This window comes from Flammeovirga sp. SJP92 (assembly GCF_001583495.1).
Lineage (GTDB): Bacteria > Bacteroidota > Bacteroidia > Cytophagales > Flammeovirgaceae > Flammeovirga.
In genome coordinates this window covers 1-14011 of record NZ_LQAQ01000098.1, presented here as the reverse complement: position 1 = coordinate 14011, position 14011 = coordinate 1, and the positions used below count along the sequence as shown (strand labels likewise).

At 34.4% G+C, this 14011-nt stretch carries 6 protein-coding genes; 4 read left to right on the top strand and 2 right to left on the bottom strand.

The genetic code is table 11. The features are described from left to right. The first annotated feature begins 7 nt into the window (after positions 1-7). Positions 8-4867, top strand: coding sequence for a DNA repair ATPase (locus AVL50_RS24305; protein ID WP_062619335.1), 4860 nt, complete (start codon positions 8-10; stop codon positions 4865-4867). A gap of 76 nt (positions 4868-4943) precedes the next feature. Here AVL50_RS24305 and AVL50_RS24300 read toward each other — a convergent pair whose 3' ends face one another. Next, a complete protein-coding gene (locus AVL50_RS24300) occupies positions 4944-5324 on the bottom strand; it encodes a DUF1573 domain-containing protein (RefSeq protein ID WP_062619333.1) in 381 nt (126 codons plus the stop codon). 269 nt (positions 5325-5593) lie between these two features. On the opposite strand from AVL50_RS24300, the gene AVL50_RS24295 reads away from it, so the two are divergent. Both AVL50_RS24295 and clpB read left to right on the top strand, forming a co-directional pair. Further along, positions 5594-7381, top strand: a complete 1788-nt coding sequence (locus tag AVL50_RS24295; protein WP_062619331.1) for a glycoside hydrolase family 15 protein — start codon at positions 5594-5596, stop codon at positions 7379-7381. A 464-nt stretch (positions 7382-7845) separates the two neighbouring features. Beyond that, positions 7846-10455, top strand: coding sequence for an ATP-dependent chaperone ClpB (gene clpB / locus AVL50_RS24290; protein ID WP_062619329.1), 2610 nt, complete (start codon positions 7846-7848; stop codon positions 10453-10455). Between the two features lie 50 nt (positions 10456-10505). On the opposite strand, the gene AVL50_RS24285 is transcribed toward clpB, so the two are convergent. Next, positions 10506-10889, bottom strand: a complete 384-nt coding sequence (locus AVL50_RS24285) for a hypothetical protein (protein ID WP_062619328.1) — start codon at positions 10887-10889, stop codon at positions 10506-10508. Positions 10890-11331: 442 nt separating this feature from the next. Here AVL50_RS24285 and AVL50_RS24280 point away from each other — a divergent pair, with 442 nt between their 5' ends. After that, positions 11332-13794: a M14 family zinc carboxypeptidase gene (locus tag AVL50_RS24280; protein WP_062619326.1), complete on the top strand. Its 2463-nt coding sequence runs from the start codon at positions 11332-11334 to the stop codon at positions 13792-13794. Positions 13795-14011: the final 217 nt, after the last annotated feature.

The following is a 14011-nucleotide window of genomic DNA, read 5'->3' as shown; positions in this document are numbered from 1 at the left end:
ATAGGTTATGTTAGAAAACGGAACTTATGAACTTCTCCAACAACGATTACAAAACAGCGGTAAGGAACTTCACAAGTCTTTAGAACAACTTAATAATTTACGGAAAGAAATTTTCGGTTCCATAGAAATTGGACTGATTGCTTCTGAGCGATTAATGACAGAAAACAACTGTATCGCCAGAGACATGATACCAATAGGAGATACGTTTCTTTTCGGTTACAATGTTCAGTTGGGATTAAGGCAAGAGATGGCATTGTCGGATGTATTCGGAATCTATTCTTATGATAACGAATCCCATACATTCAAGAATGAGTCCTTATCCTTGATAGAAGATAAACAGTTTATAAAAGACTTTAATGAACTGTATCAATACCAAAAAGATACAAAGTTCTCACAGTTCTTTAAAGCTGGAAAAAACTTATACATGCTCTTCCAATTGAGCGATCGAGTTGGAGATATCAAAGCCTTCAAATGGGAAATCTCAGGGGGTGCTTTGAAATATGCTGATGCTAGAAGTGATCATGAAGTGGTCTTTCCACCTCAGCATGATTTCGAATGGAAGAGAACAACAAGAAGTGATTTTAGGGAAGGTGAACATCCACATGTTTCAATCCTCGACAGAGTGTTTGTTGAAACAGTAGGAGGTGATCTTACCATTAAAATAGAAGACAACACCCTAGACGGTGAAGGAATTTTAGCGGAGGAAGTAGATGAAAAAGAACAGCGATTAGAAGATGGAGAAATCCATTATGCTGATCTTGGTAATATTATTCTTCTGAAAGTTCTCCCTTATAGAGAAAAGGAGTGGAGGTACTTTGTTTACAATGACAAATTAAAAACGGCAATTAGAGTCAATGCGATTTCTAATGCCTGTATTTTATTGCCAGAAGAACAAGGTATCGTATTCTCAAATGGATATTATCTTCAAAATGGAGAGTCTAAACTATTTGAACAAGAAGAGCACGATTGGATCTTCAAAAAGAGAATAGTGGCACCAAACGGTGAAGATTATCTATTTATTTTCTATCAAAGAGATACCGGAGAGTATATCCTTCTTTCCTATAATGTTATTGAGCAAACGGTTCAACCTCCTTTAAAGTGTAATGGCTATTCTGTATTCCCTAATGGGGAACTAGTCTATTTTAAAGCAGATGAAGAGCCAAGAAAAGTACATAATCTTCAAATTTTACAGTCGCCTTTTGTTGATGCAGATTTAGTAGAACCTACTACTGAAAATGATCATTACCTTGTAAACCTTGGTAATAAGGAGGTTGTAAAAGCCATGGCACAGTTGAATGGAATCAATGTGTTGTGTCAGAAGTCCGATAACTATATGGGGCTTTACTCAGATATTTTGCAAGAAGCATCTGCAGTAACTGACATGTATCCATGGTTAGGCAGAGAGGATGTAGGGAATATCATTGAACCTGTTGATGAAATCAAGGATACAGCTACTGCGGCGATTGAGGAATACGAGAAAGTAAGCCGTCAACGCAAAAATGCAGAGGATCAACAAAAAGCCTTTGATGAGGAATGTTTGAAGATTACACGACAAATTGACCGTGGAATTTATAAAGACATTCGTGATTATGTTCAAGGACTCGCTTCATTAAGAGCATTAAGAGGTAAGGCTGTCAGTCTTAAAGAAGTTCGATACATTCAGATTCCTCCAATTGAAGAAAAAGAGGAAAAGTTAAAAGAACATTCTTTAAAGTTAGGAGAACGATGCATTCAATTTCTTTTAGGAGATAATGCATTAGCAGGTTTTACTTCTAAGATTGATGAACTTCGAACTCAATTGCCCGAGTGGGAAAAAACAATTGATGTTGAAGAAGCGATTGATGAACTGACTGCTTTAGGTAAAGAATTAGAGTTATTAATTGAAACCGTCTCTAACCTTAAAATTAAGGATGCCACTCAAACGGCAGAGATCATCAATAATATCTCTCAATTATTCTCTTCTCTCAACAATGTTCAAGCACAGGCAAGAGAAAAGAAAAATCAGTTAGGAAAGCAAGAAGCAGAAGCAGAGTTTACAGCTCAGTATCGTTTATTAGAACAATCTGTTTCCAGTTTCCTAGATATTTCTACTACTCCAGAAGAATGTGATGAATACCTTAGTAAGCTATCAGCACAGGTAGAAGAACTAGAAGGTAAATTTGCAGACTTTGATGATTTTGCGGAACAGCTTGAAAAGAAGAGAGAGGAAGTAGCGACTGTTTTCGAAACAAAGAAAATTCAATTAGAAGAAGTTCGTAATAAGAGGGTTTTACGTTTACGTAACTCTGCTGACCGAATGATCCAGTCTATTTTAGCGAAAGCAAAAAAGATGGAAAAAGAGGATCAGTTGATTGCCTACTTCTCCACAGATCTTTTAATTGAAAAATTAAGAGAGACGGCACAAAGTCTGATTGATTTTGGTGAAACCTCAAAAGGTGAAGAGGTTCTTGGTGCCTTAAAGAAAGCACAGAAAGAAGCTATTCGACAATTGAGAGACCGTAATGAATTAAATGTTGACGGTCCTGGCTTTATCCGTTTCGGAAAGCACTCTTTCGCGGTAGCACAACAAGAATTAGGAGCTACAATCATTGAGAGAAAAGGTAATTTATTCTATCATTTGACAGGAACAGATTTCTTTGAGCAAGTACACGATGAAAGTCTTTTAAGTACAAAAGAAGTATGGACCATGTCTTTACCATCTGAATCTTTAGCGGTATATAGAGGTGAATATTTAGCCTATCAATTTTTAGCGACTAAAAGTGCCTCAGCTATTGTTGAGCAAGAGGATGAAGCCTTATTGAAGGAAATCCAGCAATTTATGGGTACTTCATTAAATGATGGTTATTTAAAAGGTGTACACGATTTGGATGCTTTAAAAGTAGCCAAAGTATATGCACTTATGAATACTTCATTGAAGACATTATGCTATGATTCTGTAACAAGAGCATTGGCACAAATTGTCTGGCTGAAGGAAATTCCGAAGAAAGAAAAAGAAATCATTCAGGAATGGGCCAACGGTTTCTCGCTTTTCTCTTCTTTATTTGAAGAAAAAGCAGATCCATCTTCTATTCTAAAATACATTACACCACATGTTGAGGTAATGTTGAAAAAGCTGAACCTTGAAGTAGAGACAGCTATAGAAGAGATCGGTTACTGTTTGATGGATTTACTCACATATGGTTATTTTGAAATCAGTGAAAAGGCTTATTTCTTAGCGGAAGAGTTCAAACGTCTGCTTTTAGCTCAAAATGTAAAGGATGCTTTTGATCAGCACATCAGTAAACTTTCAGGTCAATGGGAAAAACTATTGACGTTTATGGAAATAGGCTGGTCGACTTTATTCAAGTCAGCGTCATTTACTGAGAAAGAAGAAGATTATGTTTCTTATACTTTAGAAGCAAGTTTACTTTTACTAGAGACTTTCAAAGCAGATAGAGCACTTTCTAAAGTAGAGTATGAACAAGAGTTAGAAGGTTTATTGGGTGACCATAGTTTAATTAACGAAGGAAAATACCAGTTCAACTTCTATGATTTTTCAGCGCGTATAAAGAAACACATTCATAATAGCTTACCATTGTTTGAGCAATATACAGCTCAGAAAAGGGAAGTATTGGATGCCTTCAAGAAAGAAGTAAAATTATCTTCTTTCGAGCCAAAAGTCTTATCTTCTTTTGTGAGAAATAGATTGATCAATGATGTCTATCTTCCATTAATCGGTGAAAACTTATCGAAACAGATTGGAGCGGCAGGGTCTAAAAAGAGAACAGACCTTATGGGCTTGCTCTTATTGATCTCACCTCCGGGTTATGGTAAGACCACTTTAATGGAATATGTGGCCAATCGTTTAGGCTTAATTTTCATGAAGATCAATGGACCTTCGATTGGACATCAAGTATTGTCATTAGACCCTGAAGAAGCTCCAAATGCAACGGCAAGGGAAGAATTGGAAAAGCTTGGTTTAGCCCTTGAAATGGGGAACAATATCATGCTTTACCTTGACGATATTCAGCACTGTAACCCTGAATTCTTACAAAAGTTTATCTCACTTTGTGATGGACAAAGAAAAATTGAAGGTGTTTACAAAGGCAATACGAAGACGTATGATCTAAGAGGCAAAAGGTTCTGTGTGATTATGGCAGGGAACCCGTATACTGAATCAGGTGATAAATTCCAGATTCCAGATATGTTGGCCAATAGAGCAGATACTTATAATTTGGGTGAAGTAATCGGTAGTACACAAACAGCATTTGAGTTGAGTTATATCGAGAACTGTCTTACTTCAAATCAATTTATCTCTCAGTGGACAAACTATCCGAAGAAAGATTTATATGCGTTGGTGAGTGCCATCAAGAACGATGATCTTCAGAACTTAGAATTGGAAGTGAGTATTTCAACAGATGAAAAAGAAGAAAGTACTAAAATCTTCAGACAGTTGTTGTATGTACAAAGTGTTATTCTAAAAGTCAATCAAGCTTATGTAGCATCTGCGGCACAAGATGACGATTATAGAGTAGAACCTCCATTCAAGCTTCAAGGGTCGTATCGTAACATGAATAAACTAGCAGAAAAACTTTCTCCATTAATGAATGAGAAAGAGCTTCAAGAGTTAGTTGTTTCACATTATGAAAACGAATCTCAGACGTTGACAAGTGCGGCAGAAGAGAACCTTTTGAAGTTTAAGGAACTGATTGAGATTCTTACAGAGTCTGACCTGGAACGATGGAACGAGATCAAGCAGACCTTCAGACAGAAAAATAGTTTGAAGGTATTGGGAGATCAAAGTGCAGAGAAAACATTAGATCATCTTTCAGATATTACTTCTGCAATTAAGGAGTTGAAAAAAGAAGTGATCTATATTGTAAAATAATATCAAACTCTAGTTATAAAAAATGCCTGCTTCCTAATTGAAGGAAGCAGGCATTTTTCTTTTATCAAGATGACTATTATTCAACAAGTACGTTGGTTGTAATAGAAATTTTAGAAGTCGTTTTTGCATTAGAATAAACAGTGATTGGCTTATTCTGAACACCTCTTTTACCTCTACTATTGAATTTTACTAAAATTTCGCCATTATCACCAGGTTGAATTGGTTCTTTTGGCCAATTAGGAGCAGTACACCCACAAGTAGTAGTTACATTAGTAATGACTAAAGGAGCATCTCCAGTGTTTGAAAATTTGAATGTATGTTCTACAACATCTCCTTGGTGAATATCACCAAATTCGTATGTTTTTTCTTCAAAAGTGAGTACAGGTCCAGTAGTATCTTGAGCAGATGCAACAATCCCGATTAAGCCTAAAAATAAAGCTAAGATTATTTTTTTCATGGTTGAAGTAATTGTTTTTAAATTGATTGAAAGGCAATATATGAAAAAATAAAGAGCCTCTCTAGTTGATAAATTTACTATTATCTATACAAATTCAACGCCTTATTGTTCTTCTTAGTGCTTATGCTCAACAATTTTAGAAATTTTATAACATAATAAACTTCGATCTTCAGAATTCAAAGTTTTATATTTTGATGAAAAATATAGTAAATTGTAGTTTACTCACATCCTGATTTATTAATTAATACGACAAAAACAAACATTACAACATGAAGAAAACACACAAGTACGACATGGGTGTTATCGGTAACTGTGCATTTATGGCCTATATCGATACAAAAGCAAGTGTTAGATGGTTATGCTGGCCAAGATTTGATAGCAGTTTTGTTTTCGGTGACTTATTAGACGATGAAAAAGGAGGGGAGTTTTCTGTTAAACCTTTAGCTAAAATAAAGGAGACCAAACAGTATTATGTAACCAATACAAATATTCTTGTTACTGAAATATATACTGAAGATGGAGATTTTAAAGTAACTGACTTTGCCCCTCGTTTCGAGCAAGACGATCGTTATTATAAGCCTTTGATGATGGTTCGTAAAATTGAACCAATGCAAGGAACACCTTCTGTACAAGTAGTATGTGACCCAAGAGGTCATTATGGTGAAATGACTCCTCAAAAATCCCAAGGAAGTAACCATATCCGTTTTGAAGGTTTTGATCAACAAATGAGATTAACAACCAATATTCCTTTATCTTATGTAATGGAAGGAAACTCATTTGTATTAAGTGGTGCTGTGTATACGGTATTGACTTATGGAGCACCATTAGAGGCGGCTATTGAAAATACAGCTGAAAACTTCTATACAAGAACAAAAAGATATTGGAGAAACTGGGTGAAATCAACAAGTATCAGTTTCTTCCATCAAGAAAAATTAATTCGTTCTTCATTAATCTTAAAAATACACCAATACGAAGATACAGGAGCAATTATAGCATCCGGTACAACTTCGCTTCCAGAATATCATAAGAGTACACGTAACTGGGATTACCGTTATTGTTGGATGCGTGATACTTATTATACCCTGAATGCTTTCAACAACATTGGTCACTTTGAAGAAGTAGAAGCTTATTTCAAATATATTGAAAATGTAACGAAGCAGGAAGAAGATCGTTACCAGCCACTTTATACAATTACAGCTCAGAAAAAAATTACTGAGATTGAAATGCCATTAAAAGGGTATTTGGGAGAAAATAAACCTGTAAGAATTGGTAATGATGCTTATACTCATATTCAAAATGATGTTTATGGTCAGGTACTAACGTCTTTACTACCTCTATATGCTGATGAGCGTTTCACGAATAAGTATAGAATGCATACAAAGAAATTAGTAGAGCATACTTTACAGAAAATCGCTGATACAATGGAGGAAAAAGATGCTGGTTTATGGGAATTCAGAGATCGTCCAGGCCACTATTGTTATACTTTCCTTTTCCACTGGGCAGGAGCTTCAGCAGCATATAAAATGGCACAGTACTTTGATGATGTGAAAATGGCAGACAAAGCATTGAAAATCAAAGAGCGTGCAGCTGAAATGATTGAGAAATGTTATGATGAGGAGACTGGTGTTTATATGCAAGCGGCAGGTGCAAAAGATATGGATGCGTCATGTTTACAGCTGATCACTATGAATTACCTTGATCCAAACTCTGAAAGAGCTAAACGTCACTTGGCAGGAATGGAAAAAGAATTGATGGCAAAAGATGGTTTATTCTATCGTTATAAGCACGTAGATGATTTTGGTGCGCCAGAAACAACATTCTTGATTTGTGCTTATTGGTACATTGAAGCATTAGCTTGTGTAGGAAGAATTAAAGAAGCAATTGATTACTTTGAGAAAGTGAGTAGCTATGCTAATCATGTTGGATTATTATCAGAAGATGTGGATTCTTCAGATGGTAGTCAATGGGGGAATTTCCCTCAAACTTACAGTCACGTAGGTTTGATGAATGCAGCGTATAGAATTTCTAAAAAATTAGATTTACCAAACTTCTTATAAAATAAGTAAAGTTTAATAATAGACAGGGTAGTAATCTTAAGGTTGCTACCCTTTTTATTTTCCAAAAATGATATACTTCATCAGTATAAAAAAAGTGACTAAGGCAAGACCAAAGTATTTAACGAAATTCATCATATTATAAACAGTATTTAATTGGGATTCAATAGTATCTATATTTTGAAGACAATCATAGTTTAGTGCAAGACACCAATTTCACTAAACCTTTATAATCATTCACAATAAAATACAATCTTCAAATTGATGAGAAATGAAAAAAAAGACAAAATGTCTAGTTATTTTTCTGTTTTTCAGTTGATTAATGACTTTTCGTCATACAGTGAAGAAATTTTAAGTACAATTCAGAAAATATGACTGATTTTACCATTTTGAACAGTTATTGATGAGTATACAACCGGAGACGGATAATACTAATTCTCTAATAACTTCAATAAAACAAATAGAATATGAATTTCGAAAAATATACAATCCGGTCGCAAGAAGCTTTGCAAAAAGCACAGACGATTGCAAAAGGATTACAACAACAAGTAATAGAAACAGGTCACTTACTGAAAGCAATTATCCAGCAAGAGGATAATATGATTTCTTTTTTGACTAATAAAATAAAGGCAGATAAAGCTAATCTTGATCAGCAAGTAGATCAAATTGTTCAGACCTATCCAAAATCAACAGGCGATAATCCTTATTTATCAAACGAAGCGGCAAAAGCACTACAAGCAGCAGAACGTTTTATGGGGGAGATGGAAGATGAGTTTGTAGCAGTAGAACATATATTATTAGGCCTATTAGATGGAAGTGATAAAGTTGCACAGCTTTTAAAACAAGCTGGTTTTACGAAAGATTACCTAAAAAAGGCCATTAAGGAATTAAGAAAAGGAAATAAAGTCACGGACCAGAATGCAGAGGGACAATATCAGTCGCTTGAAAGATATGCGATTGATTTAACTCAAATGGCGAGAGATGGTAAGTTGGACCCTGTAATTGGACGTGATGAGGAAATCCGACGTGTGCTTCAAATCTTATCTAGAAGAACCAAAAACAATCCAATGCTGATTGGAGAACCGGGTGTAGGTAAAACAGCAATTGCTGAAGGGTTAGCACAGAGAATTGTTGCAGGTGATATTCCAGAAAACTTGGAAGACATAAGCATTGCTTCTCTTGATATGGGGGCTTTGGTTGCTGGTGCAAAATATAAAGGTGAGTTTGAGGAACGTTTGAAAGCAGTAATCAAAGAAGTACAAAGTGCAGATGGAAAAATCATTTTATTTATTGATGAGATCCATACATTGATTGGTGCAGGAGCAGGAGGCGATAGTGCTATGGATGCGGCTAACTTATTGAAGCCAGCATTAGCAAGAGGTGAATTGAGATCTATTGGTGCAACTACGCTAAAAGAGTATCAGAAATATATAGAGAAAGACAAAGCACTTGAAAGACGTTTCCAGCCTGTAACTGTTGGCGAACCTTCTGTTGATGATGCTATTTCAATTCTTAGAGGTATAAAAGAAAAGTACGAAGTACATCATGGCGTAAGAATTAAAGATGATGCGATCATTGCTTCTGTAAAGCTTTCTGATAGATATATTTCAGATCGTTTTCTTCCTGATAAAGCTATTGATTTGATGGACGAAGCTGCTTCAAGAATGAGGATTCAAATGAACTCTATGCCTGAAGAGGTAGATGAGATCAAAAGAAAAGTCATGCAGTTAGAAATTGAAAGGGAAGCTATCCGTAGGGAAAAGGATGTAGAGAAGGAAAACATATTAACGGATCAAATTCGAATTCTAACGGGAAAGCTTAATGAGCTAGAAGATGAATGGAAACGTGAAAAGCAGACATTGGATGGCATAAAGCAATTGAAACGTGATATTGATAAATATAAAATTGAAGCTGATCAAGCTGAACGTGCTGGTGACTATGGCAGGGTTGCAGAAATACGTTATGGTAAGATTGTAGAGGCAGAAAAGCAGCTGGAAGTATTGCAAAAAGATGCTGAAGCTGAATCTACTTCTGGAAATGTGATGCTTCGTACAGAGGTCAATTCTGAAGATATTGCCGAAGTAGTGTCAAGATGGACAGGAATTCCAGTGGCTAAGATGGTACAAGGCGAAAGGGAAAAACTGCTTTATCTTGAAAATGAGCTTGGAAAACGCGTGGCAGGACAAGATGAAGCTATAACAGCCATATCAGATGCAGTAAGAAGAAGTCGTGCAGGGTTGCAAGACCCACGCAGGCCAATAGGTTCTTTCTTATTCCTAGGTTCAACTGGTGTTGGTAAAACTGAGTTAGCAAAAGCACTAGCAGATTACTTGTTTGATGATGAGAAAGCAATGGTGCGTATTGATATGTCTGAATATCAGGAGAAGCATGCAGTAAGTCGTCTGATTGGAGCGCCTCCAGGTTATGTTGGATATGATGAAGGTGGTCAACTTACAGAAGAGGTGAGAAGAAGACCTTACTCTGTTATCTTATTGGATGAAATAGAAAAAGCTCATCCTGATGTTTTTAATATCTTGTTGCAAGTATTGGATGATGGTCGTCTTACAGATAACAAAGGACGTGTTGCTGACTTCAAGAATACCATTGTAATCATGACTTCAAATATGGGAGCACATTTTATGATGGATAAGATAAATGATCTTGAGAAAGCAACTTCTTCAATTCAGAAAGAAGAAATTCTAGAAAACTGTAGGGATAAAGCTTTGGATTTACTTAAGAATACGGTACGTCCTGAATTTTTAAACAGAATAGACGAAATACTGATGTTCCAGCCTCTAACCAGAGAGAATATGAGAAAAATTGCCTCTATTCAATTCAAGGATATACGGAATAGGATTCATAGCAACGGAATAGAAATTGAAATTACTCCTGATGCTTTGAATAAAGTGTCAGATTTGGGATATGAACCTGAATTTGGAGCACGACCATTGAAAAGAGTAATGCAAAGATATATTCTGAATGATTTATCAAAATCTATCTTGAAAGGTGATGTCCAAAAAGATTCAATAGTATTAATTGATGTTGAAAACGATCAATTAGTTTTTAAGAATAAATAGTTTCTGAGAATTTAATAAGAAGCGGAATTTCCTTGTGAGATTTCGCTTTTTTATCTTAAAACGATAGATCTTGATTTCTCTACATTGTCAATTAATGCTTTTTTAGCATCTGTAGCACTTCTAAGATCAGTATAGACACCTTCTATACAGTTAAGATTTACATGAATTACATTTTTTGGATACTTTTTTGAAACTTCATTCTCAAATTTTGCTAGAATCTTAAATTTCTCCTGTGCAAAATTCTTGATATTTACCTGAATGATTGAAGAAACAATCTCTGTGTCTCCTTCTAAACAATCTTTCTTTACTGTTTTAAGAAAGATGTAACGTGTGCTAGACGCAGTAGCACTCTCCTCCAACTTTGTAGCCTTTGAAGTCGGTTCATTACTGTCGACAATGGCAAATGATGTATTTACTGTGAAAAGTAAAAACATAAATGCTAGTAAGGAATTTAATCGCATTGAAAAAAATGATCAGTAGTAATATGTTATTTAATTGTTATATAAGGGGATACCTTAGTACAATTATAATGAATAAATTTTTTATATAAAATAAATTATATAAAAAATGTATTTCACACCATTGATTAATATAAATATTGAACTTCTTTTATATTCAGATTAAAATATTGATAATTTTATGTTAACCGAAATATAATTCTGTTATATAATAAATATAAATAAGATATTAACATTATGTGTTATCATTTTTAATAATACTAATATAATATTCTGTTTTATAAACATAGAATTCATTGAAAATCAATAAGTAACCTTTTGGGAGTTGAAATAGGTAATTCTTTTTGATTAGATTTTAGGCTTTCATTAATACTCTTACTATTTTACTAATCTATTCATAAATATTATAACTGAAACTATGCAAAGACTACTGTTCTATATTCAGTGGATCTGTTTATTTTTTTTATCAACATTTTCATACAGTCAAACTTTAAAGTCGCCATCCGAATTTTTAGAATATAATTTAGGAACTCAATTTACCTATCATCATAAAATACATGATTATTTATCTTATCTAGCTGATGAGTCATTAAAAGTCGAATATATTCCTTATGGAGAGACCTATGAAGGTCGACCTCTTTTTGTATTGGCTATATCTTCTCCAAAAAACATTCAGAATTTAGAAAGTATTCGTCAATCCAATTTACAGAGAGCAGGTTTTTTAGAAGGCAAACCTTCACATTCTAATGCTATAGTTTGGTTAGGTTATAATGTGCATGGTAATGAAGCATCAGGTTCTGAGGTCTCTATGAAAGTAGCATTTGAACTTTTGAAAGATAAATACGCCGGTCTTCTAGAAAATTTGATAGTGATAATTGATCCATGTTTAAATCCTGATGGTAGGGATCGATATGTAAACAATTTTAGAGCAAAAGAAGGATCCTTTATTAATCAAAAACCTTCTACATGGGAACATCTTGAACCATGGCCTACGGGGAGATATAACCATTACTTATTTGATTTGAATAGAGATTGGGCATGGGGTACACAAATAGAAACAATCCAAAGAACCGAATTATATAGAAAGTGGTACCCTCAGGTGTTTGTAGATTTTCACGAAATGATGCCACAATATTCATATTTCTTCGGGCCATCAGCAGATCCTATTCATAAAGAGGTAACTTCATGGCAAAAAAAGTATCAAAAGATTGCATCCGAAAAATATGAATCTTATTTCAAAACTCAGGATTGGGAATACTTCACACGTAAAGTGTTCGATTTATTGTACCCAAGTTATGGGGATAGCTGGACGTGTTTTAATGGAGCTGTAGGTTTTACTTTTGAACAAGGAGGACACGGAGTGGCGGGATTATCTTATAAGTCGAAAGATGAAACGAAAGAAATAACACTAGAAGGCAGAATTCAGAAACATTTTGAGACATCCTTGATGACTTTAATAATAGCAGAAGAATATCAAAATGAATTATTGAGAGAATATGAGGCCTTTTTCCACGCTAATAGAGGAGTTGTGAAAAATTATATAATTACTCCTACAAAGAAGAACTCAGAGAACATTGAATTAATGTCTTCTATATTGGAAAGACAAGGAGTCGTAAGAGAACAGGTTTTAAAAAGTAAAACAGTTAAAGGTTACAGCTACTTTGAGCAAAAACAAATAAAAAGAAAAATTGAGAAAGGAGACATTGTTTTTTCAACAGACCAAACAATGGGGCGTATGCTGAAGGTGCTTTTAGAGCCCAAGGCAGATTTTACAGATTCTACAACTTATGATCTTACAGCTTGGTCATTGCCTTATGCTTTTGGTTTGGACATGTTGGAAACAGAAGAGGTGATAGAAAAGGTTACTCAAAAAAAAGTATTAAAAAGTAAAAGTGGTATTGATGAAACTGCATTGACGGATTCTACCTTCTTCGTCTTAGAATGGGAATCTATTTCTGATGTTAAACTGATATCAAAGTTGATGCAGGAACAAATCAAAGTGGGCCACTTAATGAAAGACTTTGAATACAATCAACAGATTATTCCCAAAGGAAGTATTGTATTTCCATATTTTGGTTTAATGATGTCTCGAAAATTTGATGCTTTTAAAAAAGTAATCGAAGAAAATAATGTAATACCTCAGTTGATTCATATCAATGATTCTAATTGGGAAAGGAAAGTTGAAGTAATGAAAACTCCTCGTATTGCAGTTCTTGCTGGGGAAGATGTAAATCCTGTAAAGTTTGGTAGTCTGTGGTATTACTTTGACAAAGTGATTGAATATCCTATTAATGTTTTTTACGCCGATAAAGTAACAAGCTTCGATTTGTCGAAAGTTAATACACTAATAATTTCTGATGGACAGTATAATTCTAAAATATCTAGTTTAGTCAAGAGTTTTATAGAAAGAGGAGGAAAGGTTATTTTATTAGAGAAAGCGATAAAAGTAGTAGATGAGATTCATGAATTAGAAATGAGCAAGAAAATGCAGAAGTTATTTAATATAGAAGCAATGTTTATGGCGAAGGGGAAAACAGAGAATAAAGCATTGGGTTGTATAATGGAGTTAAGATTGCCTGAATCTTCTTTAATTTCTAAAGGTCTTTCAAAAGAGTATTTCCTTATAAAGGAGAATAACCATAAGCTTCCATTACTAAATCATGGGTATAATATTGGTTTAATTGCTAAAACTGATGCTGTTTCTGGATATATAGGAGAAGAATTGAAGAACTCATTAGGAGAATCAACATTAATAGCAGCAGAGAAATACAAAAAAGGACAGGTCTTCTATTATGTCGATAATCCATTAATTAGGGGTTTTTGGATCAATGGAATGCATTTATTCTCTAATTCTATATTTTTTGACTTAGAAAGGAGATAATTAAATAATTGATTTTTAGATAACTGCACTGTTGTTGATTTTTGTTTAAATCAAAAAATGAATAAACCTATTGCATTTAAAAAACATCCTATTACCTTTGCACTCCCTTCAGTAAACGGCTGAGGAAAAAACACGTAGGGGTTATCCTATGTGATAACCCGATTCAGGGTGATTGATATAATGAAAAGGTATTTGATTCAGTTGAAAATCAGCGATG

Bases quoted from the DNA above. Each gene is read 5' to 3' on its own strand.
- AVL50_RS24305 (WP_062619335.1), top strand. From the start codon at position 8: ATGTTAGAAAACGGAACTTATGAACTTCTCCAACAACGATTACAAAAC.
- AVL50_RS24300 (WP_062619333.1), bottom strand. From the start codon at position 5,324: ATGAAAAAAATAATCTTAGCTTTATTTTTAGGCTTAATCGGGATTGTT.
- AVL50_RS24295 (WP_062619331.1), top strand. From the start codon at position 5,594: ATGAAGAAAACACACAAGTACGACATGGGTGTTATCGGTAACTGTGCA.
- clpB (WP_062619329.1), top strand. From the start codon at position 7,846: ATGAATTTCGAAAAATATACAATCCGGTCGCAAGAAGCTTTGCAAAAA.
- AVL50_RS24285 (WP_062619328.1), bottom strand. From the start codon at position 10,889: ATGTTTTTACTTTTCACAGTAAATACATCATTTGCCATTGTCGACAGT.
- AVL50_RS24280 (WP_062619326.1), top strand. From the start codon at position 11,332: ATGCAAAGACTACTGTTCTATATTCAGTGGATCTGTTTATTTTTTTTA.